At 45.3% G+C, this 26637-nt stretch carries 23 protein-coding genes; 15 read left to right on the top strand and 8 right to left on the bottom strand.

Annotation, left to right across the window (positions count from 1 at the left end):
* Window positions 1-639 precede the first annotated feature (639 nt).
* The 8 genes from Q1A23_RS06490 (at window position 640) to Q1A23_RS06455 (ending at window position 8701) form a co-directional block, all read left to right on the top strand.
* The gene (locus tag Q1A23_RS06490; RefSeq protein WP_299821205.1) at window positions 640-2640 is read left to right on the top strand and encodes a BatA domain-containing protein; all 2001 of its coding nucleotides are present in this window, start codon (window positions 640-642) and stop codon (window positions 2638-2640) included.
* A 2-nt stretch (window positions 2641-2642) separates the two neighbouring features.
* Window positions 2643-3905 carry a dihydroorotase gene (locus Q1A23_RS06485; RefSeq protein WP_299821201.1) on the top strand — a complete coding sequence of 421 codons (1263 nt, stop codon included), beginning with the start codon at window positions 2643-2645 and terminating at the stop codon, window positions 3903-3905.
* A gap of 65 nt (window positions 3906-3970) precedes the next feature.
* Window positions 3971-4480 (top strand): DUF4199 domain-containing protein, encoded by a 510-nt coding sequence (locus Q1A23_RS06480; RefSeq protein WP_299821198.1) that lies wholly within the window; start codon window positions 3971-3973, stop codon window positions 4478-4480.
* A 26-nt stretch (window positions 4481-4506) separates the two neighbouring features.
* Entirely contained in the window at window positions 4507-5031 is a 525-nt protein-coding gene (locus Q1A23_RS06475; RefSeq protein ID WP_299821196.1) for a DUF4199 domain-containing protein, read from the top strand.
* A gap of 3 nt (window positions 5032-5034) precedes the next feature.
* Entirely contained in the window at window positions 5035-6009 is a 975-nt protein-coding gene (locus Q1A23_RS06470) for a glycosyltransferase family 2 protein (protein WP_299821193.1), read from the top strand.
* A complete protein-coding gene (locus tag Q1A23_RS06465; protein ID WP_299821190.1) occupies window positions 6009-7151 on the top strand; it encodes a glycosyltransferase in 1143 nt (380 codons plus the stop codon). Before Q1A23_RS06470 ends, Q1A23_RS06465 begins: the two co-directional genes overlap by 1 nt.
* A 111-nt stretch (window positions 7152-7262) precedes the next feature.
* Window positions 7263-7781 (top strand): GNAT family N-acetyltransferase, encoded by a 519-nt coding sequence (locus tag Q1A23_RS06460; RefSeq protein WP_299821187.1) that lies wholly within the window; start codon window positions 7263-7265, stop codon window positions 7779-7781.
* Between the two features lie 122 nt (window positions 7782-7903).
* Window positions 7904-8701: an NAD(P)H-binding protein gene (locus Q1A23_RS06455; RefSeq protein ID WP_299821184.1), complete on the top strand. Its 798-nt coding sequence runs from the start codon at window positions 7904-7906 to the stop codon at window positions 8699-8701.
* On the opposite strand, the gene Q1A23_RS06450 is transcribed toward Q1A23_RS06455, so the two are convergent.
* Window positions 8695-9156, bottom strand: coding sequence for a DoxX family membrane protein (locus tag Q1A23_RS06450; RefSeq protein ID WP_299821181.1), 462 nt, complete (start codon window positions 9154-9156; stop codon window positions 8695-8697). The genes Q1A23_RS06455 and Q1A23_RS06450 overlap by 7 nt on opposite strands.
* 309 nt (window positions 9157-9465) lie before the next feature.
* Entirely contained in the window at window positions 9466-10818 is a 1353-nt protein-coding gene (gene purB, locus Q1A23_RS06445; protein WP_299821178.1) for an adenylosuccinate lyase, read from the bottom strand.
* A 369-nt stretch (window positions 10819-11187) separates the two neighbouring features.
* On the opposite strand from purB, the gene Q1A23_RS06440 reads away from it, so the two are divergent.
* Together Q1A23_RS06440 and Q1A23_RS06435 are read left to right on the top strand one after the other, a co-directional pair.
* On the top strand, window positions 11188-13158 hold the full coding sequence (locus Q1A23_RS06440) for a biosynthetic peptidoglycan transglycosylase (protein ID WP_299821175.1): 1971 nt from the start codon (window positions 11188-11190) through the stop codon (window positions 13156-13158).
* A 129-nt stretch (window positions 13159-13287) separates the two neighbouring features.
* The gene (locus Q1A23_RS06435) at window positions 13288-14298 is read left to right on the top strand and encodes a bile acid:sodium symporter family protein (protein WP_299821221.1); all 1011 of its coding nucleotides are present in this window, start codon (window positions 13288-13290) and stop codon (window positions 14296-14298) included.
* Between the two features lie 98 nt (window positions 14299-14396).
* Here the strand turns inward: Q1A23_RS06435 and Q1A23_RS06430 are convergent, their stop codons facing one another.
* The 5 genes from Q1A23_RS06430 to hemG form a co-directional block, all read right to left on the bottom strand.
* Window positions 14397-14720 (bottom strand): DUF3817 domain-containing protein, encoded by a 324-nt coding sequence (locus tag Q1A23_RS06430; RefSeq protein WP_299821172.1) that lies wholly within the window; start codon window positions 14718-14720, stop codon window positions 14397-14399.
* Window positions 14721-15204: 484 nt separating this feature from the next.
* The gene (locus tag Q1A23_RS06425) at window positions 15205-16254 is read right to left on the bottom strand and encodes a 3-deoxy-7-phosphoheptulonate synthase (protein WP_299821169.1); all 1050 of its coding nucleotides are present in this window, start codon (window positions 16252-16254) and stop codon (window positions 15205-15207) included.
* Between the two features lie 247 nt (window positions 16255-16501).
* Window positions 16502-17476: a TerC family protein gene (locus tag Q1A23_RS06420; protein ID WP_299821166.1), complete on the bottom strand. Its 975-nt coding sequence runs from the start codon at window positions 17474-17476 to the stop codon at window positions 16502-16504.
* Between the two features lie 323 nt (window positions 17477-17799).
* Window positions 17800-18540: a polyprenol monophosphomannose synthase gene (locus Q1A23_RS06415; RefSeq protein WP_299821163.1), complete on the bottom strand. Its 741-nt coding sequence runs from the start codon at window positions 18538-18540 to the stop codon at window positions 17800-17802.
* Window positions 18541-18557: 17 nt separating this feature from the next.
* On the bottom strand, window positions 18558-19904 hold the full coding sequence (gene hemG, locus Q1A23_RS06410) for a protoporphyrinogen oxidase (RefSeq protein ID WP_299821160.1): 1347 nt from the start codon (window positions 19902-19904) through the stop codon (window positions 18558-18560).
* 154 nt (window positions 19905-20058) lie between these two features.
* Here hemG and Q1A23_RS06405 point away from each other — a divergent pair, with 154 nt between their 5' ends.
* The 3 genes from Q1A23_RS06405 to Q1A23_RS06395 all read left to right on the top strand — a co-directional run bounded on the left by Q1A23_RS06405 (window position 20059) and on the right by Q1A23_RS06395 (window position 21906).
* Complete coding sequence (locus Q1A23_RS06405; RefSeq protein ID WP_299821157.1) at window positions 20059-20574, top strand: HAD family hydrolase; 516 nt, start codon at window positions 20059-20061, stop codon at window positions 20572-20574.
* A 168-nt stretch (window positions 20575-20742) separates the two neighbouring features.
* Window positions 20743-21273: a hypothetical protein gene (locus tag Q1A23_RS06400; protein ID WP_299821155.1), complete on the top strand. Its 531-nt coding sequence runs from the start codon at window positions 20743-20745 to the stop codon at window positions 21271-21273.
* An 87-nt stretch (window positions 21274-21360) separates the two neighbouring features.
* Window positions 21361-21906, top strand: coding sequence for a hypothetical protein (locus Q1A23_RS06395; RefSeq protein WP_299821154.1), 546 nt, complete (start codon window positions 21361-21363; stop codon window positions 21904-21906).
* Between the two features lie 342 nt (window positions 21907-22248).
* On the opposite strand, the gene Q1A23_RS06390 is transcribed toward Q1A23_RS06395, so the two are convergent.
* On the bottom strand, window positions 22249-23643 hold the full coding sequence (locus tag Q1A23_RS06390) for an arginine decarboxylase (RefSeq protein ID WP_299821151.1): 1395 nt from the start codon (window positions 23641-23643) through the stop codon (window positions 22249-22251).
* Window positions 23644-23819: 176 nt separating this feature from the next.
* Between Q1A23_RS06390 and rocF the strand changes: the two genes are divergently transcribed.
* Both rocF and argS read left to right on the top strand, forming a co-directional pair.
* The gene (gene rocF / locus Q1A23_RS06385; protein WP_299821149.1) at window positions 23820-24791 is read left to right on the top strand and encodes an arginase; all 972 of its coding nucleotides are present in this window, start codon (window positions 23820-23822) and stop codon (window positions 24789-24791) included.
* Window positions 24791-26581 carry an arginine--tRNA ligase gene (gene argS / locus Q1A23_RS06380; protein WP_299821146.1) on the top strand — a complete coding sequence of 597 codons (1791 nt, stop codon included), beginning with the start codon at window positions 24791-24793 and terminating at the stop codon, window positions 26579-26581. The genes rocF and argS overlap by 1 nt, the downstream gene beginning before the upstream one ends.
* The last annotated feature ends 56 nt before the right edge of the window (window positions 26582-26637 follow it).

The raw sequence follows: 26637 nt of genomic DNA, 5'->3' as shown, positions 1-26637 counted from the left end.
GAGTAGGTGGCCGCCAACCCCAACACAGGAGCGCCCCGCACCCAAAACGTGCCGGGGCGCTCTGCGTTTACCCCCCCCCAGCCAACCGCACAAGGCCCGGAGACGGCGCAAAGCGCCAAGGACACGGCCAAAGGCCCGCGAACGCGAATAGCCCTGTAAACGCGAAAAGCCTTAAAGCAGCAGAGCCCCCGCCGACCGACGGGGGCTCTGCGCGTTTAAGGGGGCCCGCCCCTTAGCGGTAGCAACCCGCAACCGCTAGGTGTGACACTTTTGTCTGGGATTTTAGCTTAATAAGAAATTCGTTAATCATATTATTTTACTGCATAGGAGTAGAATAACCTACTTCTTACTATCATAGTAGCAGGTTTCCTTTCACAACTAAGACCTAAAATGGTGCCCTTTTAAAAAATGATTAAGTGCATTAGTTGTATCTATACTAAGCCTCCTTTGTTTTTATTTCTCTGTAGCTACACGACTTTTTAAGTATGCTCTTTTTTAAGAAGTAGAACAGAAATTTATTTTAGGTCCTGCAAAGCAGTATATTGGAGATTAGGTTTTTCGTTAACAATTAAAGAGAATCTAAAGTATAGATGCAAGCTTAGTTGTTGCTTTTAGCTTACTTCCTCTTTAACTTGTACTATGGCTTTTCTATATCCATCATTTCTGTTTGCATTAGCTGCAATAGCTGTACCCATCATATTGCATTTAATACAACTCCGCCGGGCTAAGCGTATCGTATTTAGTAACATCAAGTTTATTCAAGTCTCCAAGGATATTACTTCTAGCCAAAAGACATTAAAAGAGCTTTTGATCCTGCTTTCGCGTATTCTTTTTATAGTATTTCTGGTGCTAGCCTTTGCCCAGCCTTTTTTACCTGCCTCCAATCAAACTAGTACAACTGATTTATCTGATGTTGCCATACTAGTGGATAATTCCTTTAGTGCACAAAACCTGCAGGCGGAGCAAGACTATTCTGTACTTACTGGTGCAGTTGAAAGAGGCAAGTTAATTGTAAATCTGTTTCCGGCATCTACTGCCTTTTCAGTTATGTCAGGGCAAAGCTATAGTCGTAACAAACTGCTTAGTACAGCTGATGCCAAAATGTACCTGGATGAGCTCGAGTACACTTCAACTGAATTCCCGTCAATTTCAATAGCTTATAAGCCTTCGCACTTATTTATTTTATCAGATTATCAGAAGGGCACTTTTAACTCTAAGCTCATACAGCAGTACGACTCTACGGTGCAGGTGCATGTAGTGCCGATAGCCGCCGGAAGCAATTCTAATGTAGCCATTGATTCTGTTTACCTGGAGGATGAATTTATTAGAGGGGCTTCTGATAACGTACTGCATGTTAGAGTGAAGAACACCGGTACAACTGCTTTAGAAGATGTACCGCTAAAGTTATTTGTGCAGAACAGCCAAGTGGCAGCATTAAGTATGGATCTGCCACCGCAACAAGTAACTGAGGCTGTTCTAAACTTCAAATTGCAGCTTAATGCACAACATAAGGCTTTTGTTCAGGTGGATGATTTTCCTGTTGATTTTGATAACACTTATTACTTTACACTTGCACCATCCTCAAGTATAAGTGTAACAGAGATAGCTGATGATAGGGGGAGTCCTTTGCAACGTTTGTTTAGCAATGAGCCAGTTTTCCGGTATGCTTTTTATACTACCGCAAACCCCGACTATACTAAAGTTGCGGCCAGCGATGTTGTTATACTTAATGGGATAAATGAACTTTCCTCCGCTTTGGCGGCTACTATTGCTACTTATGTAAAAGGCGGTGGTACTATACTTGTAAGCCCAGGAGAGGGAGCCAGCAATAATAGCTACAGTACATTTTTTCAAAATTTAAATATAGCCGCAAGCATAGGTTCTGGTATCAAGCAGGCAACTAAAACGGCTTTAGCTGCTCCAGATCCCAACAACCCGTTCTTTAAAAGTATATTCTCTGGCTACGACCCTAAAATGACCATGCCTCTTTCAATCAGACAGTTGGTTTGGTCCAAGTCATCTGAGGATATACTTAAATTTAGAGGAGGTGCTGCTTATTTATCCCGATTTGATAGAGGGAACGGCAAAGTATACTTACTCGCTGCGCCCCTGCTGGAAGACTACAATACGTTGGTTAACCATGCTCTTTTTGTTCCTGTCATGTATAAGCTTGCCATTACGGGCTATAAACAGGAGCAAGCACTTGCTTATACTTTAGATGGCAGTACGATAAGTTTACCCATCACTAGTGAAGCTGCCAAGGAGGGTGTGTATGAACTGCAACAAGATAGTTTAGCCTTTATACCAGAGCAGCAAGTGCGTGGAGGCAATTTATACTTTAATGTGCCACCGGAAATGAATAAAGCCGGGTTTTATACTTTAAAGCGCCAAAATAAAGAGCTGACAACCTTAGCTTTTAACTTCAGCAAACAGGAATCAGAACTGGACCAGTATACACCCGACGAACTGCGAGCCTTGGTAGGGGGTAAGAACAATGTGCATGTATACGACTATGGTGACGCGTTTTCTGTGAAGGGAGAGTTTGAAAAAAGATATTTTGGCGTGAAGCTTTGGAAATATTGTCTAATATTGTGTCTGTTTTTCCTGATGGCCGAAATAGCACTTATTAGATTTCTCTAAAAATGAAAGTACTTCTCCGAGCAGCAACCATTTACAGCCCACAATCCGCATTTCATTTACAGCAACAGAATATTCTTGTAGAAAATGGAATGATCACCTACATCGGAACCGATACGCCCCACGCAGACAAAGTTGTTGAGAATGATGACCTCTGCGTTTCTGCCGGGTGGATGGATTTACATGCCTATGTAGGTGAGCCCGGTTATGAGTATAAAGAAGATATTCAAAGTATAGCTGCTGCAGCGAGTAAGGGTGGCTTTACGGAGGTGCTTTGCTTACCAAATACATATCCTGTCATTCAAACTAAAGGGGCTGTTAACTACCTTAAAAACCACTCAGCCAACTTACCGGTAACATTACACCCTATAGCAGCCGCTACTGTTGATACAGAAGGGAAAGATCTAACAGAAATGATTGACCTGTACCAGGCTGGTGCTGTCGCCTTTTCGGATGGCATAAAGCCTTTGCAGGGAGCCGATGTTATACTTAAAGCCTTGCAGTATGTGCAGTTATTCGACGGTTTGCTGATGAACAAGCCAGAAAACACACGTTTATCAGAGCATGGGCAAATGCACGAAGGCATCACCAGCACACAATTAGGCATGAAAGGCATCCCCTCGCTTGCAGAGGAGGTAACTGTGGCAAGAGACCTGCAGTTGCTGGCTTATGCAGGTGGTAAAATGCATTTTTCGCTTATCTCAACGGCTGCTGCTGTAGAGGCCATTCGGAAGGCAAAGGCTGAGGGGCTGCAGGTAACCTGCGATGTGGCCAGTTACCAGGCTTGCTTTACAGATGAAACCATCCTGCCGTTCGATACCAATTATAAAGTAGCACCACCCTTCAGAAGTCAAACAGATGCAGAGGCGATAAAAAGAGGTCTGGCAGATGGTACCATTGATGCGCTTGTGTCGGCACACATGCCCCACGATACAGAAGCAAAGAAGCTTGAGTTTGATCTGGCAGATTTTGGGATAACTAACCTGGAAACGGCTTTTGCTGTGGCTAATACCGCCTTAGGCGATGAGCTGACAACAGAGTTGCTCGTATCTAAATTTGCAACAGGCCCACGTAAGATACTTGGGCATCAGGTTCCGGTTATAGCAGTAGGCGAGGTGGCAAACCTGACTTTGTTTCAGCCAAACCAAACATGGATACCTGCCGACGCCGATACTTTGTCAAAAAGCGTTAACTCTCCTTTTTTCGGAATAGAACTGAAAGGGCGTGTAACAGGTACTATTCATAAAGGGCAGGTAGTGCTCCATTAATCTTTTTTAATATATTTATACTTATATTTAGCTTCTGTTATCCAGCAGGCGCTAAAAATGAAGCTATGTTTAATCAAACGATAATTAGGGTAGGGGTGCGCTACGGCGTACTGTGTGGGCTGGTATGCTTTGTTCTGGTAGTGATGTTATACTTTACCGGTTCAAACCCGTTTGGCGATATGGGCCGGCTAACTTATTTGCCAATACCTGTATTTATCTTTTTGGCAATCAGGTACTATAAGCTTTTCAACGAAGGCGATATCGGTTTTGGGCGGGGCTTCAGAGTTGGGCTTTCGGTATCGTTTTATACTGCCTTAAGTACAGCTATGCTCGTATTTTTGTTCGTGAATTTTGCCGGGCCTGAGATCCTGCAAAACCATATTACTGAAATGAAAATGCTGCTTGACGAAACCAGGGAAGAGCAGATAAAGCTATTGGGGCAAAAGAATTTTGAACAAGGTTACAAGGCCATCGAGTCTTTATCGCCAAGTATGTTGGCTGCTGATGATTTTTTGAGGAGGATGTTTGTGGGTGGAGTATTTTCGTTAGTGGCGGCAGTTTTCTTCCGTAAATAATTATATCTAACTATAAAACTAACCTTATGATTGAAACGCAACAACAACCGTCTGTTACTTCTGTGGCCGTAAAGTATGGCTTTCTTACTGCATTGGTAGGAGTAGTTTACTCGCTTATTATTATGGTGGCTGATTTAGGTGACAACCGTATTCTAAGCAGCCTTGCCTACTTAATTCTTATTGGTGGTATAGTGCTTGCCATGAAGCAGTACAAGGCACAAAGTGGTGGCTACATGTCTTATGGCCAGGGCCTTGGCATCGGCTCTATCGTTTCAGTACTTTTTGGTCTGCTTTCGGGGCTGTTTACCTGGATCTATACTTCCTTTGTAGATACAGAGTATATGCCACGCATGATGGAGAAGCAGCGTGAGCAGATGATCCAGCAGGGCTTATCGGATGAGCAGATTGATGCAGGCATGAAAATGGCTGAAAACTTTCAGGGGCCGCTCACTATGATTCTTGGCGCAGCCGTTATAACTTTGATATTCGGATTTATCCTGTCGCTGATTATTTCTGCTATCATGAAAAACAGCAGACCGGAGTTTGAATAAAAAATGCAATACCCTTATGATATCTCGGTAGTAGTTCCTCTTTTTAACGAAGAGGAATCATTGCCTGAACTCGTGCGCTGGATCAAACGTGTGATGCATGCGCACGAGTTTTCTTATGAAGTTATACTTGTTGACGATGGCAGCACCGACCATTCCTGGGAGGTAATCAATCAACTGAGCGATGAGGATAATGCCGTAAAAGGCATTAGCTTTAACCGCAACTACGGTAAGTCTGCCGCCCTTAACGAGGGCTTTAAACGCTGCTCCGGCGAGGTGGTTATCACCATGGATGCCGACCTGCAGGACAGCCCCGAAGAAATTCCGGCCCTGTACGACATGATCAAGAACCAGAAGTACGACCTGGTTAGTGGCTGGAAAAAGAAGCGCTTCGACCCGCTGAGCAAAACGATTCCCACAAAATTATTTAACGCTGCCACCCGCAAACTATCAGGCATAAAGCTGCACGATTTTAACTGTGGCTTAAAGGCATACCGCCAACTGGTTATCAAGACCATAGAAGTGCACGGCGAGATGCACCGTTATATACCTGTTATTGCCAAATGGAACGGCTTTACCAAAATTGCCGAAAAGCCGGTGCAGCACCAGGAACGCAAGTATGGCACCACCAAATTCGGGTTGGAGCGATTCGTATACGGTTTCCTGGATCTGCTTTCCATCACCTTCGTTAGCCGCTTCAAAAAGCGCCCAATGCACTTCTTCGGTACTTTGGGTACTTTAATGTTTGTGGTTGGTTTGGGTATTACGCTTTGGCTTATCTCCCAAAAGTTGTTTGGCTTGTACGCTGATGGCCGTGTACGCGATATTGTAGACCAGCCTTTGTTTTTCCTGGCATTAGTGGCCGTTATACTTGGTGTGCAGCTATTTTTGGCGGGATTCCTTGCCGAGATGATCTCACTTGCCTCAAATAAACAGAACGAGTACCTGATACGGGACAAAGTAGGCGCCCTGAAAAAGTAATGAGCAGAAAAGTAGTGATAGTTGGCCCGGCACACCCATTGCGTGGCGGAGGTATGGCTACTTTTAACGAGCGTCTGGCACTAGCCTTTCAGGAAGCCGGCGATGAGGTGGAGATTGTAACCTTTAGCCTGCAGTATCCTTCTTTTTTGTTTCCGGGCAAAAGCCAGTATTCCGACGAGCCTGCTCCACAAGGGGTAAGTATAAAAGTGCTTATCAATTCTGTCAATCCTATTAGTTGGTGGAAAACCGGCCGTTACATCCAAAAGCAGAAACCAGACCTGGTCATTTTCAGGTATTGGTTGCCGTTTATGGGGCCTTGCCTCGGTACCATTGCCCGCATCATCCGCAGAAACAAGTATAGCCGCATACTAGCCATTACTGATAACGTGGTGCCGCACGAGAAACGCCCCGGCGATATTCCCTTTACAAAGTATTTTCTGAAGGCTTGCCATGGCTTTATAACCTTGTCTCGTTCGGTGCAGCAGGACCTGGAGCACTTTGAGCCCCAAAAGCCTAGTTTATACTTGCCTCATCCGCTGTACGATAACTTTGGGGCTGCCGAGACAAAAGAAGAGGCTTGCGCTGCTTCAGGACTGGACCCAAAGTATAACTACATTCTTTTCTTTGGCTTTATCAGAGCTTATAAAGGCCTGGACTTACTTTTAAAAGCCATGGCCGACGATAGGCTAAAGAAAGAAACTAATGTAAAGCTTATTGTGGCCGGCGAGTTTTACGAAGATGCAGCACCTTACCGGCAGCTTATTCAGGAGCTCAACTTGCAGGATCAACTGGTGCTAAGAACCGATTTTATCCCGAATGCTGATGTGCGCCATTATTTTTGTGCAGCCGACCTGGTGGTGCAGCCTTACAAGCATGCCACGCAGAGCGGTGTTACGCAGGTCGCCTACCATTTCGATAAACCAATGGTGGTTACCAGAGTAGGCGGTTTGGCAGAGCTAGTGCCGGATAAAGAGGTAGGGTATGTGGTAGCCCCTGAGCCTGCTGCCATTGCCGGTGCCATACTTCAGTTTTATACTTCAGGAGATGCTCCTGCACTTATCCAGCACATTACCAAGTATAAAAAGCGCTTTAGCTGGCAGCGGTTTGTACAGGCTACCTGGGAGCTGTCTGAAAAAGTATAACTGCCTTGGCGATGTCACAGTAGTTTAGTTTTAATTAATACGTAGTATTGCACGCATGCCAAAACTAGCTTTACAACCCGCTCACCACACAAGCAAATTCAAAGCTAAACTATGATCAAAATTCTAAAGTACATCGACCTTAGCCCTGCTGAGTCTGAAGCACTTGAACATCATGTAACTACTGTGTTTGGAAATGTGCCATTTGTGCAGAACCATAGCTGGGCGCAACCCGACTGGAGCTTTATAAAGCTTGAAAATGGTGAGGTAGCTACTTTTTACAATGTAGTACTGCGGGAAGTAAGCATGGATGGTAAGCCATATAACGTGGCAGGTATAAACAACGTCATCACGCCTGAAAAATACAGAGGCAAAGGCTACGCCTCACATATCTTACAGCTTACCCAGGATTTCCTTTATAATGAACTCTGCCCTGCGTATGGCCTGTTGCTGTGCGCAGATGCCTTATTGCCCTTCTACAGCCGCCTCGGATGGTACAAGGTAGCTACTGAGTTATACTACGATCAACCTGAAGGCAGGCAACTTTACGACTCCAATGTAATGTTGTTCGCGCCAGCAGGACAGCCAAAACTTAAGCCGCAACGGATAGACTTGAACGGATTGCCCTGGTAGCAAGCTGAATCTGAGGATGTGCAAGTTGTTTTCTGTCTGCGAGGTGCTGCTACATGTCTAAGGCGGATGCAAGTATAAATTACTTTGGTTTACTTTGCTGGCATTAGCTACAAAATAAAACTATGAAAAATGATTTTATACTTGTGTTGGGTGCAGGAGGGAACATTGGCGGCAAGATAGCCCACGAGCTATTGGCTGCCGGTGCTACGGTAGCTGTTGCAGGCCGCAACCGGGCACGATTGCAGCAGTTCGAAAATAAAGCCACTATACTAGCAGGTGATTTTGCCGATGATTTGTTTCTGCAACAGGCTTTCGAAAACACTACCACCTTATTTTTAACCGTTCCCGATGAGCACCTGGCAAACCCTGCAGCTACAGCAGCACGTTTAGGCAAGCTGCTACAGGCAAGCCGGGTAAAGCACATCGTAAACATCAGCAACAGTATAATTGCAAAGGCAGGGGCGCCAACCAGGCTTGTGGCTTTTGAGCAGGAGCTAAATAAACTGGCGCATGTTCCAATACTACACCTGCGCTGCGCCAACTTTTACGAGAACCTGAACTGGGGTTTGCACACACCTTATGCACCAGACCTAAAACTGCCTTACATCGCGTCTTACGAAGTGGCTCGAGTTGCTGCTTACCATCTGCTAAGCCCTGGCTTTACGGGTAAAACAGTAGCAGTACTGCTGGGCCCCCGCGACTACAGTATGGCAGAATTGGCTGCAGCAGCCGGCGAAACGTATGAGCAATTGCCCTATACTTCAGCAAACGAACATTTTTACAGGCCTTTTAACGAAGGTGATTTTGAAGTAGAAGAACGCACCTCCGACAACACCTCGCAGCTTAGGGATGCACGCTTTACACTAGAGTATTTTCTGGAGAACGACCTTGTACGGCAGCCGCTGAGCACAGATCAGTAAGGGTTGTAAACCGTTCTCTTTTTAATGCCGTGCAGGGTCCATTTGTAAATGGGAATGCTGGCTAATAAGAAACTTGCTGCTATACTTACAAACAAGCCGTGATCCAGTACAGCTTTAAGGCCAAAGGCGTTAAGTATAGCCAAGGCAAAAATAACGTGAAGTATACCTGTGCCGATTGCTGCCCATCTTATTTTTAAGCCAAACAGAAGCATGAAGGCAAGGCAAAATTCAATGAAGGTTATGGCCAGAGCTAGTTTATCTGCAATGCTCCTGCTTATAAAAGGCACTAGTGTATGCATGTAATCCACAAAATCAGACCACTCTCCCCACAGCACGTTTTGCTGCCCGGGCTCTCCCAAAATACCTAACCGGTCCGCTATTGCCGAGAGAAGTGTGATGGCTAGGGCAAAGCGCATTAACAGGCTGGCATAAGGTAAATATCTATCTTCCATCATGTATGGGCGTCTGTTTATTTCAGGTTTTATACTTAAAATGAATGCCTAACCAATAGATATTGAACGATAAACAGGAATTTTGATACAGGTTTAGTAGATTTTTCTGGGCTGAAAGAGAAATAAGGCTGTTTTATATGGCGGTTACAGCGGCCGTAACTCAGCACATGTTTTCTTCGGAAGTGGATTAAAGCTGTATTGTTGCTGAAGCAAGTGCGCATTTCCGAAATTTCCCGGCAGGTACTAAAAATAGTGTAAAAGAAAAGCCCCTGCAGTATAGGCTGCAGGGGCTTTTCTTTTATACTTTACGCTTTACAGTAGGTCTACGCCAGTATAGTTAAAAGGCGTAATCTGCTTAAGCTCTTGCCTTACAGCCTCACTCACATCCAAAGTGTCGATAAAGGTATGAATTGACTGCTCTGTCATTTTCTCGTTCTTACGGGTAAGTGCCTTTAGTGCCTCGTATGGTTGTGGATAACCCTCCCGGCGCAGCACAGTTTGTATACCCTCTGCCACAACAGTCCAGTTTTCTTCGAGGTGCTTATTGAGGGCTGCATGGTTTAATTCCAGTTTGCCAATGCCACGCTCCAATGATTTTAACCCTATAATTATATGCGACAGCGGTACACCTACATTTCGCAGTACTGTAGAGTCTGTTAGGTCGCGTTGCAGGCGGGAAATCGGAAGCTTGGCCGATAAGTGCTCAAGTATGGCGTTGGCAATGCCCAGGTTACCTTCTGCGTTCTCGAAATCGATTGGGTTAACCTTGTGCGGCATGGCCGACGATCCCACCTCACCAGCTTTGATCTTTTGCTTAAAGTAGCCCATAGAGATGTACTGCCAGATATCCCTGGAGAAATCAAGCAGGATCGTGTTCAGGCGCTTTAAACCGTCGAAGTATGCAGCCAGGTTGTCGTAATGCTCTATTTGGGTAGTGTACTGGCTGCGCTTTAGCCCAAGCGACTGCTGCACAAACACGTTACCAAACTCAGGCCAGTTTATACTTGGGTAGGCGATATGGTGTGCGTTAAAATTACCGGTAGCGCCACCGAACTTGGCAGAGAAAGGTACCTGGCGCAGCAAATCCAGTTGTGCCTCCAGGCGTTCAGCAAAAACCATAAACTCTTTGCCCAAGCGGGTAGGCGAGGCAGGTTGTCCGTGGGTATGGGCCAGCATAGGCACTTCGCGCCAGTCCTGGGCTAACTCGCTAAGGCGCTGGTGCAGTTGCTGGTAAGCAGGCTGTAACAAACGCTCATCAGCTTCGCGCATAGAAAGCGGAATGGCGGTGTTGTTTATATCCTGGGAAGTAAGGCCGAAGTGAATAAACTCTTTATAAGCCTCCAGGTTAAGGGCATCAAACTTATTTTTTATAAAGTACTCAACTGCCTTCACATCATGGTTTGTGATTTTCTCCGTCTCTTTTATCTCCAGCGCGTCGGCTTCTGTAAAGTTGTTGTATATGGCGCGTAGTGCTGGGTAAAGGCCTTTGTCTACGCTTTGCAGCTGCGGCAGAGGCAGTTCGCAAAGAGCTATAAAGTACTCTACTTCTACAAGCACCCGGTATCGGATCAGGCCAAACTCCGAAAAATAAGCAGCAAGCTCTGATGTGGTGCGGCGATAGCGGCCGTCTACCGGCGAAATGGCAGTAAGTGTTGTTAAAATCATAGTAGCGAAGGTTAGCAAGCAAAGATAAACAGGTTTGCCAAAGTAAGCCAATAAATACAAAAGAGTAGTTTTGTGGCTGCTGTTTTAAATGATACTTGCCAAAATGCGTATTTAAAAGTATAAGTTATTGATAGCCTGTTTGTTTAGAGGGAGCAGCAATGGCTTATGCAGTCTTAGTTGGCACAATGCTTGAGCATATGCAGCCTGTGGTGCAGTTTTGCCGTACAACGGGCCGTGTGCTGAGATAAAATAACAAGTGCAATATATAGTTACGTATAGGTGTTTACTGTGTGTATTATAATTGCCAGTACATGGTTTTAGATACAAATCTTATTAGTTAATTCGCACCTGAATATTTTGGACCGACGATTGAAAAATAAAATACTCATTTGGGGTGGCAGCCTACTTGCCTTTGTATTGGTAGTTGTTGTGCTGCTGTTTTCCTTCCGAAGCAGGGTTTTGCAGTATACCATAGAACGTGTTATCACCAAAGTAGAAAACAAGTACCCCGCCGACCTGAATATTGGCAATGCCGAGTTTGTTACATGGAATTCGGTTGTACTTAACGACATCTCTTTTGTACCGCATAACCTCGACACACTTTTTACCACCGATAGTGTACATGCCACCGTTAGCTTCCGTTCTATTTTTAAGGGCCGGGTTGTGTTTAAGCGTCTGCAAGTAAGCAACGGCTACCTAACTGCCCGCAAAAACGGCGAAGAAACCAACTTTGGCTTTTTGTTTAAAAAAGCGGAATCTACACAGCCTGTGGATACCACTAAAGGCCGCAATTACGGTGCGCTGCTAAACAGGGTAATAGAGACAGCGTTTGATAACGTACCCGATCAAGTAGATTTCAGAAACCTGAATGCCTCTTATCAGTCTACGAACAGGATAATAACTGTAGCCATGCCATACTTGCGCATCAACGATGGCAACGTGGAGTCGCAGGTGTCTATTCTGGCAGATTCTGTAGAGAACAACATGCGGGTGCGCGGTACCATAGATCCTGGTGATTACAACATCAAAGCAAGTTTGTATGCCTTTGATAAAAAAGGTATACGCTTGCCTTATGTGAAAAAGAAATTTGACGGCGAGGTAGCTTTTGATACGCTGCACCTGAGCCTCACAGATAAAAGATACCGCAACGAGAAACTGACGGTGCGTGGCCGTGCCATGGTTAATAATTTAGTGCTGAACCACGAAAAGCTTAACGATGAGGATATTTTGGTAAAGGAAAGTGCCGTGGATTATGTGGTATCGTTGGGGGAGAACCTGTTTGAGGTGGATAGCGCCACCGAAGTGCGGGTAAACCGCGCTAAGGCAAACATTTATGCTGCATATCAAAATAAACCCTCCAAAATATACGACCTGCAGGTTAAAACGGAATCGGTGCCTGCCAACGACTTCTTTGGGTCCTTGCCGGCCGGCTTGTTCGAAAACCTGGATGGTATAAAGGCACAGGGCGAGCTGAAGTATAAAATGAAGTTCCACGTGAACATGGACAGTTTAAAGCAGGTAGTTTTCAACTCTGACCTGGATGCCTCTGAGGACTTTAAAATCTTAAGTTGGGGTAATACCAATATCCAGAAGATAAACGGCTCGTTTGTGCACACGGTATATGAGTATGGCAAACCAGTACGTACATTTACGGTGGGCCCGGCCAACGCTTTTTACAGCCCGATAAACGAAATATCGAAGTACCTGCGCAACGCCATACTTACAGCCGAGGATGCTGGCTTCTATAGCCACAAAGGTTTCCATGAAGAGGCGTTCCGGCAGGCAATCATCAAAAACCTGGAAGAAGGCGAGTTTGCGCGTGGGGGCAGCACCATCTCGATGCAGCTTGTGAAGAACGTGTTCCTGTCGCGTAAGAAAACGGTAGCCCGTAAAGTAGAAGAAGCTATTATTGTTTGGCTGATAGAGAACCAGAACCTGGTATCAAAAAACCGCATGTTCGAAGTATACCTGAATATTATTGAGTGGGGGCCTAATGTATACGGTGCCAAAGATGCCTCCAGGTTCTACTTCGGTAAACAACCATCAGAGCTGAATCTAGCAGAAGCCATTTTCCTGACAAGTATTATCCCAAGCCCTAAACGCTACAGGTCCTCTTTTGACAGCCACGGAAACTTGCGCAGTCACAAAGGCTATTATTACAGGCTAATAGGGGGGATTATGCGCCGCAGAGGATTGATTACTGAAGAAGAGTACCAAAACCTCTATCCGAACGTAACCCTTTACGGCCGCGCCCGCGATCTGATCGTTACGGCTCCGGACACGGTGGCAGAAGATACAACACAATTTGAGCTGGAAACAATCGACCTGCTCGACTTCTAACCTACAGCATTCAGCACTAGCTGGCCCCGAACCCATGCTTCGGGGCCATTGCTTTTTATACTTCATTCTTAAACTGTGAGAAATAAACCGCAGCAACCAAAGCAGGAATCCCCAAAAATACCTGGACTTATACCAAGGGCAGGAGCAAAGGCATCCCGCATTGGTTTAGATTGGTTTTTGCTGGCGCTGATAGGCATGATTGTGCTGGCATACCTGTGGCCGCAGTTGGGTATAGACCGGGAGCCTGTGTCGCTGGGCGATGTTGCTACGTATGGCGTATCGTTGATATTCTTTTTCTACGGCCTGCGCCTAAGCCCTGAAAAACTAAGAACCGGCTTGAGCAGCTGGCGGTTACATGTAGTGGTGCAATTAAGCACGTTTATACTTTTCCCGCTGCTGGTGCTGCCGTTCCATACTTTGTTTGAGGGTAGCCAAAACGAGTTGTTATGGTTGGGTACGTTTTACCTGGCGGCACTTCCGTCTACGGTTTCCTCATCTGTAGTGATGGTCTCCATAGCAGGGGGCAATATTCCGGCGGCCATCTTCAATGCGAGCATCTCCAGCCTGATCGGCATTTTTATCACACCACTCTGGATGGGCCTTTTCCTGCAGGCCAGCGCCGAGGGCTTTGATATCTGGGGGATTATGGGCAAGCTGGTGCTGCAGGTGCTGTTGCCGGTTATACTGGGTATTGCGCTGCATCGCTATTGGGGCAATTTTGCAGAGAATAACAAAAGCAAGCTCCGCGTCTTCGACCAGATTATCATCCTGCTTATCGTTTTCACATCATTTTGCGAGTCGTTTGCGCGCGATATGTTTAGTGGCTATAGTATAAGCAGCCTGTTTATACTTGCTGCTACCATGGTGGCGCTGTTTTTCCTGGTTTACGGCCTGATACATGTACTTAGCAAACTTTTAGGCTTTAACCGCGAAGACAGGATTACAGCTATATTCTGCGGCTCCAAGAAATCGCTGGTGCATGGCACGGTTATGTCTAAAGTGCTTTTTCCGGATGCAAACATGGTGGGTATTATACTTCTCCCGATCATGATCTACCACGCGCTGCAACTTTTGGCGGCAAGTATAATTTCGCAGCGGATGGCCCGCAAGGCACAGCAGGATGCGGTAAGTATAGGTTGATCGTGATTTATACTTCCTGCCGCTATTAAGGCATATTAAAAATCCCCGCCATCTAAAGCTGATAGCGGGGATTTTTGATTTCTATACTTTAAAAGAGACTAAGCCGTCTGTTTCTGCTTTGTTTCTTTCGGGGCTTCTTCGTTCTGAAGCAATTTCTTATCCAGTATGAATGGGCCGAATGGCAGGAGAGAGGCCACAAAAGCTGCTGCAACTTTACCAACAGACCATTTATGCTCTAACGTTACCTGCAGTAGGGCAAACATATAGGCTATAAAAAGCACACCATGTGCCCAACCTACATACTTTACAAGTTCTGGTATACCAAAGATATACTTTACAGGCATGGCTATACCTAGCAACAATAAGTATGAAAGGCCTTCATAAAAGCCAACCAGGCGGAAACGAGAAATTGGGGTCTTCATAAAAAGATAGTTGATGTTTTTAATTCTGTCTGCTAAACAGCATAAATTTACAAAAGGTGCTCGGGCACAAAAAATAATTGCTGATAGCTCTAAAAGCTTTATTTTATTTACTGCTAAGATAAGTCTTTATATCGTTAAGAACCTTCAGTAGCTTGTGTTGTATGCCTAGCTAACGCTGATGTATGGCGTAAAAAATTAGCCTATATGGATCTCTTTCAGGATAATACTTCTCCACCCTCAAAAACTAAGCTTATTACTGTACTATATAAAATCACAAGCCCCGCATTTACGGGGCTTGTGAAGGTAAAGTTTAGTGTGTAGTCAAGGCAATAACATCCTGAACTCTGCAGTCACGGCTAGGCGCTAAAATAGTGGCTAAGCTAAAATGTGTTGTCGTTGTGCATCTTCTTTTCTATCTATGTTAGCCTGTAGGTTCAGTTCTGGGCAAACAAGTTTTGTTTGGATACCAATTTTAGAATATAAATTAAGCTACTGCAGACTGGCCTAAATTACTTTGCTGAGAACCAGCACTTGCATGTTGTTGCAGTACCTTTACAACAGTTTGCACCAGGCCAGTATCGAGCACAGCAGGGCTGCTTAACCCGCCCTGGCTGCTCAGCTTTTTAGTCACAGCGGTGCGGCGAAGCAACAGTTCCATCAGCTCTTTATCCAAAGAACCAATTTGCTTGCTTAGTTCATCCAGCTCGTCAACCATTTCAGTCGTTTCGGTTAGTTTAACCTTTGTAACCACGGCATTTACCAGCAGTTCCAGCTCTTGGGGCATTAACTGCTGCTGTGGGCTGCTTAGCGCTGTGGCCGGGCTTATATGCGATTCGAAAAGCATGCCGTCTACACCCAACTCTACGGCGCGCTGGCTTACAGGATAGAGCAGGCTGCGCTTGCCTGCAATGTGGCTGGCGTCGCAAAGTACAGGCAGCTCTGGCAGCAAGTGCCTTAGCTCCAGCATGTGCTCCCACTTGGGGTGGTTGCGGTAAGGGTTCTGCTCATCAGTAGCAAAGCCTCTGTGTATAGCGCCCAAATCGGTAAGGCCGGCCTGGCTTAATCTTTCTAAAGCACCTAGCCACAAGCGCAGGTCAGGGTAAACAGGGTTGTTTACCAATACAGCTACGTTAGTGCCTTTAAGTGCAGCGGCCAGTTCCTGCATGGCAAATGGGTTTACAGTAGCGCGGCCGCTAATGCAAAGTATGTCCACTTGGTGCTGTAATGCCTCTAATGCCTGTTGCGCGTTCGATACATCGCAGGCCGTTCTTAGCCCGGTTTCATCTTTTACCTGCTGCAGCCATTCCAGGCCAATCGTGCCAACTCCTTCAAAATTGTTGGGCCTTGTCCTGGATTTCCAGATGCCTGCTTTAAAGACTGAAATGCCATTTACGTTTTTTAACAGCTGTGCTGTTTTTAGCATTTGTTCTTCAGACTCGGCGCTGCATGGCCCAGCAATCAACACAAGCTGGCCGTTCGCCTGGCGAAAGCTGCTTTCTGGTGTTACATTGATGGTAGTTGTACTTGCTCTCATGGCATTGTAAAAATTTAAATGTTGCTCTGGTTTAGAGACTTTGTAAAACAAAAAAGGGGCCCCGCTGCTGCGGGGCCCCTTTGGTATAGTCGTGTACGTATCAGAATGCACAATATGCTACCACAGGAGCCCCGCCAGAGGAACCTTTAGAGAATTGGTAAACATAATGCAATATGACTGGTACATAATTTCTTTTTTGTGATGCAAGTAAAAGTATAAAAATAGAGAAAAGCAAATTTTAGATCTATTATTTTGTTTTCTCGTTTGCTTCTTTTTCTTCTTTTTCTTCCAACGGCAGCTCTGGCAGTTCATCTTTCGGCTTCGGGAACATCAAAGAGGCAATAACTGAAACGGTAAGTATACCGCCAACCACTAACAGGGCGATGCGCATATCCAAATGGTAAATGTCGCTTATCAACAGCTTAACCCCAATAAATGCCAGTATCAGCGAGAGGCCATAGTGCAGGTAATGGAACAGCTGCATAATACCTGCCAGCGCAAAGTACAAAGCGCGCAGGCCCAGCAAAGCAAACACATTGGAAGTATAAACGATAAACGGATCTTTGGAGATGGCAAGTATGGCTGGTATAGAGTCTGCAGCAAACACCACATCGGTGCTCTCGATCATGATCAGCACAAGGAACAGGGGAGTGGCAAACAGTTTACCATTCTGCTTTACAAAGAACTTGCCTCCTACAGCTGTTTTAGTTACCCGCATGTGCTTGCTCACCCAGTTTACAAGCGGGTTATTTTCAGGGTCTATATCCTGGTCTTTTGTGAAGGCCATTTTAATGCCCGTGTATACCAAAAATGCACCAAGAATGTAGATGATGAAGTGGAATTTGGCAATTAGAGCCACGCCCACAAGTATAAATATCGCCCGCAAAACTAAAGCCCCTAACACGCCCCAGAACAGGAGGTTGTGCTGATACTTCGGTGGTACTTTAAAGTAATTGAATATCAGGATGAAGACAAACAGGTTATCCACGCTAAGCGACTTCTCTATCAGGTATCCGGTGAAAAACTCGAGTGCCGGTTCCTGCCCCTTCCAGAAGTAAATGAGAACGTTAAAGCCAAGGGCTAGCACAATCCAGAACAAACTGGTTAAAAGTGCCTCTTTTATTTTGACGACATGCTCTTTTTTATGAAACACAAACAAGTCGAGCCCCAGTAGCAGCAGCACGAAAACATTAAATATGATCCAGAAAATGATGTCGTTCATAATATGGGTGCGCAAGCAGCGCTTAAGCATTAGTAAGCTTAGGTATGATATTACCCAAACATACAAATTTACTTTAAAAGCTCTCTTGTTGTATGCCTGTGTGTCTTATTGATTTTGCTGTCTGTCTAACCAGAAGGCACCTATGGAGTAAAAGTCTTTTTAGCTATGGCTATACTTAAGTTACCTAACATAGGGACAAATGTAAACATGCAGGTTTAAGATGTTGCAGTATCGTTTGTTAAGCGCCTTTTTGGCCACTTTTAATACGTGTGGTATTTGCTTTTACTTGTAAGAGTAGCTGGCAAGATTAGCAGCGGGCAGATCTATACTTCGTACCTGTCGAAGTGACGGAAAATGCTGTTGACCTTCATCTTCAGCACACCTAGCACGGCTTCCTTGAAAATTCCACTCGACATTTTAGACTCCCCCTTTGTGCGGTCAGTAAAGATAATTGGCACTTCTTTTATCTTAAAGCCATACTTGTACGCCAGGAACTTCATCTCTATCTGGAAAGCATAGCCTACAAAGCGGATTTTGTTTAGCTGTATGGTTTTTAACACTTTGCTGCGGTAGCACTTAAAGCCGGCGGTGGTATCGTGTATGGGCATGCCCGTTATCAGCCTTACGTAAGAGCTGGCAAAGTATGACATCAGCACACGGCTCATAGGCCAGTTTACCACATTTACGCCTTGCACGTAGCGGCTGCCAATGGCAACGTCATAGCCTTCTACGGCGCAGGCCTTGTACAGGCGCAGCAGATCTTCGGGGTTGTGGGAGAAATCGCAGTCCATCTCGAAGATGTACTCATAATCGTGGCGCAGCGCATACTTAAAACCATGAATGTAAGCGGTGCCAAGGCCTAGTTTGCCCTGGCGGGTTTCCAGGTGCAGCCTTTCGGGGTATTCTAGTTGTAAGCTGCGCACAATGTCAGCTGTTCCGTCCGGAGAACCGTCGTCTATGATCAACAGATCAAAGGGATGGCTCAACAACATAACCTTCCTAACCATTGCCTCTATATTCTCCCGCTCGTTATAGGTAGGGATGATGACCAGCGCGTCTTTCATGACACAAATATAGGCAATCAGCTATTCACGAATACCGGCCTTTTTAAATTAATTTTGTGGGCGAGCTCTTTAGCATGCTTTATGCAGCTTGGCACCGAAACGCCAGCCTGCCAGTTAGCGGATATAAATAAGCCTTCCTGCTCCAGCGTTTTAGCAATGTCGTGAGCGTCTTCAATGTATAAGTCGTATTGCGGTATAGAGTGCTCCCACAGGTGCGCGTACTGAAAGATGGGCTTATCTGTGGTGATGTTATACAGCCTGCGAAGCTCCTCGTGTACCCGGCGCATCATTTGCGGCCGTTCTACCAGGGCATTATCTGCATATTGGCTGCCCCCTACAAAAGTGGTGAACATTACCTCATGCGGGCGGCATCGGCCATCAAACACAGAGCTAGTCCAAATAGAGCCGGCGGCAAAAGTATCTTCTATTTTAGGGTGCAGGGCGCCAAAGCCTTTCATGGAGTGGCCTACATCGTGGCGGTTGTACACAGAGTATACCATGGCCATAGGGGGGTAGTTGATGTTTTGAAGGGCAGCAGCCATACCCGGAAATGTGAAGTGTAGCAACTCTGCAGCCTGATAGGCCGGCAGGGCCAGCACCAGCATGCTATACTCTTCGGTATCGTAATCGCCGGAGGAGGCGCAGGAGATCACATACTTGCCCTGGGCACGTGTAATCATCTCTACCCGGTGTTCTGTGTGCAACGACACAAGCTTTTCAGCGATAGCGTTAGGCAAGGTGCTCATGCCTTCTGCAAAACTGAAAACCTCCTGCCTGGAGTAGGAATCTCTGTGATGCACTAGACCGCGCAGTACTGAGCCATACTTCTTTTCCAAGGCTTTAAGCTGTGGCATAGCCTTGTGCATGAGCAGCTGGTTTGGGTCGCCGGCGTACATGCCGTTCACCATCGGGTTTACAGCGTAATCTACCACGCCTTTGCCAAAGCGCCGCTCAAAAAACTGCGAAACGGTTTCGTAATCAATATCAGCAGGAGGCACATCTTTTTCCTGTAGTATGCGGTACTTGGTTTTCCAGGAAAAGAAGTTGTTGGACAGCAGCGAAAATGGCGAAGTAGGTAATTGATGATAATCGCCATCACGGAGCACGTAACGCTGGTGGTCTAGTGGGGCTGCAGGCAATATTTCTCTTTCAAGTTTAAGCTCCCGGGTAAGTTCTCTCAGCTCTGGAGACGTTTGAAGTGAGTTAGGGCCAAGCTCCAGAAGATAGCCACTAGTTTTTAAAGTCCGCATCGTGCCGCCCACCTGCGAACTCGCTTCAAACAGGTCGTAGGCTACACCCAGCTTCTGGAGGTAATACGCCAGCGCTAAACCCGAAATTCCTGCTCCAATAATAGCAACTCTCATATGTGTGTCTCCCTACAATCATTCTTCCCTCATGGCCCTGGCTATACTATAATAGACATGTTATAGAGGGCATCTGTTGCCTATATTCAATTAATTTTAATGTTTTTGAAACGAAGAAATTCTAATTTTAGCACATCAACTACAAAACTAAAGCATGCAGCAGCAGAAATGCGTTTTCCTGGACCGCGATGGTGTACTAAACAGGGAGCGCGGAGAGTATACTTATAAATTGGACGAATTTGAAGTGCTGCCTGGCGTGCCTGAGGCGCTGCGCCTGCTAAAGCAGAACGGATACTTGCTTATTGTGGTTACAAACCAGGGCGGCATCGCTAAAAAATTGTACCGTAAAGAAGACGTATTGGCTTGCCACCACAAGCTGCAGGAAAGCTGCGGCTCTTTGATAGATGCTATTTATTATGCCCCGGGCCACCCAAATTTCTCAGAGTCGCTTTCGCGCAAGCCGGATAGCCTGATGCTGGAGCGCGCTATGGCAAAGTATAACATAGACCCTGCCCAAAGTTGGATGGTTGGCGACTCGTTACGTGACATTGAGGCAGCCGATAAAGTAGGCGTTAAGTCTATACTGGTGGGGGATAAGTATGAGGCAGGAACTTATATTTTACAGGTAAAGGATTTGAGGGAGGCGGCGCAGGTTATACTTGAGAAGTAGCCATACTCTTGATTTCGCCTTTCACATGTGGAAAATCTTGGTTATACTTATGTTATCTTAGAAAGCGTCTAATAGATAGAGCACATACCTTCGCACATAGTGCAGATAAGTGTATGTTTTCGTTTAGGTGGTAGTTGGCATAAAAGTATAAGTTATAAAACAGAACAAATGAAGTTTCTTCTAAAACTAAAGCATTGGCAATTGTTTCTCTTGACATGGGGACTTCCAATGCTGGTAAACGTCTTCACCTTCTCTCGTCCTGAATTAATGTTTCAGGTGTTTCCTATTATGATGATATTCTTTACCCTTGGAACCTTAGGGTGGGTATGGGCTATAGCAACAGAATTGAATCAGAAGCTACCATCAGATGTAAGGCTAAACGCTGGAAGATTTAAAGTCTACTTCTCCATTCCGATACTATACATTTTGGGAATCATAATATACATGGCATTCTTAACAAGTGGTTCAGGAGATAACACAAGCATGGTAGTAACAGGCACTATATTAGTTGTTCTCCACCTTTTGTCAATGGTTTTCATCTTTATGGGTTTACGCTTTGCTGCAAAGACAATGAAAACAGTTGAGTTAGGACGGGTCACAAAGTTCGGAGACTATGTAGGAGAGCTTTTCCTGATATGGTTCTCTATTATTGGATGTTGGGTGTTACAGCCACGGCTAAACAAGTTAATAGAAGAATAGAAGAAGCTCTTATGCCAACAAAGTTCACCCTTAACCCTTGCTACGCTTCGGGCTATATGCAAGTAATAAAATAAATAGAAGCTGAATATGGAATTCAAAAATTCAATATTGACAGGAAAAGCAGTTAATAGATATTTTGATTATAATAAAGCTTTATCTGAGTTTTCTCAACTTTTTAATGAAACTGATACTAACGAGCGTTCGGTTGCAATTTTGGGTGGGACTTTTTTAGAAATGACGCTTGAACATATACTTTACTCCTTCTTTCCCGAAAATGAAGCAGAGGTTGATAAGCTATTTGACTTCAATCAAGCATTAGGAAACTTTAGCAACAAGATTCAAATGGCTTACTGCCTTGGCTTAATTGAAAAGACAGTAAAAGAAGATTTAAATCTTGTACGGAAAATAAGAAATAAGTTTGCTCACAATTTGTTTGTGAATTTTAATGACAACCAAATTGAATCATGGTGCAGAGGATTAAAATGGCACAAAATCTCTTACACCGAGTATATTCCTGAGGGGGCAACTAATCTAATAATATTTCAAGTAGGCGTTAATCAACTAATATCCAATTTACACGGCCATATTAGCATTGCAAGAAGTAATAAGAGAAGTATACTGAGCAACTTTTAAAAAATACGACTGTATTGTCCACATCAGACAAAAAACAAAAAACCGGCCCAAGAGCCGGTTTTTATATTTTAAAGCAGTAGACTTTTATTAGCCGTTTGCTCGGGTGTCAGTAGCAACTTTAGCAGTTACTGTGGTCTTTGTCGCTTTTTCAACTTTTGCGTAGTTGTAGGCCGGGCAATACGTTTTGCAAGAGGCCATACCAAGCGCTAAACATAGAGATCCTACTGCTAATACTCTTTTCATATTAAATCAATTTGGGAATTAAGAATCAAAAATAGTTTATTTCAGTTAAAAGCAAAACTTCTTCGCTAAAAGTTCAGAGATAAGATGTTATACTGCAAGTTATACTTCGTATCCTAAAATTTTCAGCATTGCATCGCTTGTTTGCTCTGGGGCAAACTGCCATGTTTTCAGGTTGCCGTCTTCATCACGGTCCACAAGTATATGCTGCGGCGACGGAATCAAACAATGCTTTATACCGCCATAACCACTTAATTGTTCCTGGTAAGCCCCCGTATGGAAGAAACCAATGTATAATGGCTCTTTCTTAGGTATCTTCGGCAGGAACACCTGGAACGAGTGCATCTCCGAGTTATAGTAGTCCTGGCTGTCGCAGGTCATGCCGCCGAGCTGTATTTTACGGTATTCCTTGTCCCAATGGTTTATGGCAAGTAGCGGCCAACGCTGGTTTAGTGCCCAGGCATCCGGCAGGTTCGTGATAAACGAGCCATCAATCATGTACCATAACTCCTTGTCGTTCTGTAGCTTCTCGTCCAGAATAGAGTAAATGTTGGCAGCACTTTCGCCAACCGTAAAAATACCGAACTCGGTAAAGATATTTGGCTCCGGCACGCCTTCTTCGTTACAGATACGCTTAATTGTACGCAGGATCTCCTGTGTCATGTACTTGTAATCGTAGTCTGCCTGTATGGAGGTTTTGATCGGGAAGCCGCCGCCAATATCAATAGTGTCTAGCTCCGGGCATACTTTCTTAACTTCGGCATACTTATGTACAAAACGGCTAAGCTCAGACCAATAGTATGATGTATCTTTTATACCGGTGTTGATAAAGTAATGCAGCATCTTCAGCTCAAACCTGTCGTCTGGTTTAATCTGCTGCTCATACAGGTCAATCACATCGTTGTAACGAACGCCCAGGCGCGAAGTATAAAACTCAAACTTTGGTTCTTCGTCAGATGCCAAACGAATGCCTACTTTGGTTTTGTTTTTAACGTGCTCCTTGTAGTATTCAATCTCGCCCAGGTGGTCAAGTATGGGCATGCAGTTCACAAAGCCGTCGTTTATAAGCTCTGAGATCCAATGGCGGTAGCGCTCACGCTTAAAGCCGTTGCATATAATGTAAGTGTTCTTGTCTATTTTGCCTTTTTTGTACAGCGCACGCACAATCTGCATGTCGTAGCCCGACGATGTTTCGATGTGGATGTTGTTTTTTAGCGCCTCCTCCAGCACAAAAGAAAAGTGCGATGCCTTGGTGCAGTAGCAATACGTATAAGTGCCCTTGTAGTCAAGCGTTTCGATAGCCTCGTTAAACAGGCGCTTTGCCCGCTGAATCTGCGAACTTATCTTTGGTAAGTATGTTAATTTTAAGGGAGTGCCGTATTGCTTGATAATGTCCATCAGCGGAATGCCGTTGAACATAAGCTCGTTATTTTCTACCTGGAATTCGTCTGTCGGGAAGTCGAAAGTTTGGTGAATCAGGTCGGTATATTTATCCATTCTATAGTGCTGGGTTAAGAAAACATGCAATATTGATTGTATTTTACCATCTTTGCAAAAACTTTGTTCAGATTATGTGAAACGTTCACATATTTATTTTAATCACACCTTTTAAAGGGCGATAATTTATAAGTTGAGCGATTGCATGTGGGCGGATAAAACCTAACAACTAACACATGAAAAAAATTAAACTGATAGAAGTAAAGTCGGAGCTAGGTGCAGGGACGCGTGGAGCCAGCATGGGGGTAGATGCCCTGCGTGTGGCTTGTTGGGACAAAGGCTCTGATTATTTTAATCGTTTTAACACAGTAAGTGTACCAGATCTTAATTATACATTATTCGATAAGGATGTTTTCCCGAACGCGCACCGCATCGACAGCATCCTGACGGTACAAAAAAACATAGCTAAGGCAGTAGAGCAAACCATTGATATGGGCATGTTTCCGCTTGTGCTTTCCGGTGATCACTCAAACGCCCACGGTACCATTGCAGGTATCAAAGCAGCTTACCCTGAAAAAACACTAGGCGTTATCTGGATCGATGCGCATGCTGATATTCACTCGCCTTATACTTCGCCCTCTGGCAATGTGCACGGCATGCCGCTGGCCATGGCCCTGAACGTCGACAACCTGGACCGCCAGATAAACGACCCTGCACCGGAAACGGTCTTTTTCTGGAACTCGCTTAAGAAATTAGGTTATGATGGGCCTAAACTGAAACCGGAGCACCTGGTATACATTGTAGTGCGCGATACCGAGGAGCCTGAAGATTTCTTTATCCAGAAGAATGGCATTAAAAACTATACTTATGCCGAGTTCCTGCAAAAGGGGGCAGAGCTTGTGGCAAGCGAAACGTTGCGCCGTTTAAAAGACTGTGATATTATTTACGTATCGTTTGATGTGGATAGCCTGGACTCAAAGTTCTCGAAAGGAACAGGCACGCCGGTAGAGGTGGGTTTAACCGTGCAGGAAGCCAAAGAGCTTAATTACCACCTGCTGCAGGACCCACGTGTGGTGTGCTACGAAATGACGGAAATTAACCCGACACTTGATACTGAAAACACGATGGCTGAAAATGCCTTCGACATATTAGAGACAGCCACAGAGGCTATCTTATTCCGAGAATCTAAAAGTACAGCTATACATTAATGCAATTACAACACGCCATTAGCCAAAGCATAAGCCAGGCGCTGCAAGCTTTATTCAATGTTTCTGTTGATGCCTCACAAATTGCTCTGCAACCAACCCGCAAGGAGTTTGCCGGCTCTTTCACGTTTGTAACTTTCCCGTACACCAAGCAGGCTGGCAAAGGCCCCGAGCAAATTGGCCAGGCTTTGGGTGAGTACCTGAAAGAGCATACAAAAGAAATCAGGGATTTTAACGTGGTAAAAGGGTTTCTGAACCTGGAGGTGGAAGATGCAGAATGGCTGGCGTTGTTCCGCGACCTGATGCAGAACTCCGACTTTGGACAGGCAGAGGCAAGCGGCCGCAATGTAATGGTGGAATACTCATCTCCGAACACAAACAAACCGTTGCACCTGGGCCACCTGCGCAATAACTTCCTGGGCTATGCTGTAGCCGAGATACTAAAAGCAAACGGCCACCAGGTGATGAAGGTGAACCTAGTAAACGACCGTGGCATCCATATCTGTAAGTCAATGCTGGCGTATGAGAAAATGGGCAACGGCGAAACACCAGAGAGCAGCGGCCTTAAAGGCGACCACCTGGTAGGTAAATACTATGTGCTTTTTGATAAAGCCTACAAAGAGCAGGTAGACGAACTTGCAGCACAAGGCATGGACAAAGAGGAGGCCAAGAAAAAAGCACCCCTCATGCTGGAAGCCCAGGAAATGCTGCTTAAGTGGGAGCAAGGCGACGAGCAGGTGGTAAACCTCTGGAAAACTATGAACAGCTGGGTATACGCCGGCTTCGACCAGACTTACCGCAACATAGGCGTTGACTTTGATAAGTATTACTACGAATCCGAAACGTATACTTTAGGCAAAGAGCGTGTAGAGGAAGGCCTTCAGAAAGAGGTGTTCTTTAAAAAAGAGAATGGCGCTGTGTGGGTGGACCTGGCGGAAGAGGGCCTTGATGAGAAGCTGCTTTTAAGAGCTGACGGCACTTCGGTATACATTACCCAGGACCTGGGAACGGCAGAACTCAAGTATAACGACTTCCCATATGACCAATCGGTGTATGTGGTGGCAGATGAGCAGAATTATCACTTCCAGGTACTGAAGGCCACGCTGAAGAAATTAGGTAAAACTTACGCTGAAGGTATTTACCATTTGTCCTATGGCATGGTGGATTTACCTTCCGGTAAAATGAAATCCAGGGAAGGTACCGTGGTGGATGCTGACGAGCTGGTGCAGGAAATGATAGACACAGCGCGCCAGCAAACCGAGGAGTTGGGTAAGATAGAAGGCTTTACCCCAGAGCAGGCGCAGGAGTTGTATCATACCTTGGCTTTAGGCGCCTTAAAGTACTTCCTGCTGAAAGTCGATCCGAAAAAGCGTATGTTGTTCAACCCACAGGAGTCGATTGATTTCCGTGGCAACACAGGCCCATTTGTGCAGTACACGCATGCACGTATCTCCGCTATACTTCGCAAAGCCGGTGAAATGGGAATAAAGGTAGATGCGGCATCTTTTGGAAGTATAGATAAGCTACACGAAACTGAGCAGGAAGTTATAACGCAACTGGTAAACTTCCCGGCTGTAGTGAAGGAGGCTGGTAATTTGTATGCACCCTCTGTAATTGCCAATTACGCCTACGAACTGGCTAAAGCATACAATCGGTTCTATCAGGAAATCTCCATCTTCAACGAGACAGACGAGCAGGCCCGCAGCTTCCGTATTGCCTTGTCGGCTATGGTAGCACGCATGGTGCGCAAGAGCATGGGGCTGCTAGGAATAGCTGTGCCTGAGAGAATGTAATTCCTGAAAACAAAAAGTATAACCTGCTGTTTCTGCATAAGTATAACTAAACTCTA

The organism is uncultured Pontibacter sp., from assembly GCF_947492645.1.
Classification (GTDB): Bacteria; Bacteroidota; Bacteroidia; order Cytophagales; family Hymenobacteraceae; genus Pontibacter.
The sequence above is the reverse complement of the archived record's forward strand: the minus strand, read 5'-3'. Positions and strand labels throughout refer to the sequence as shown.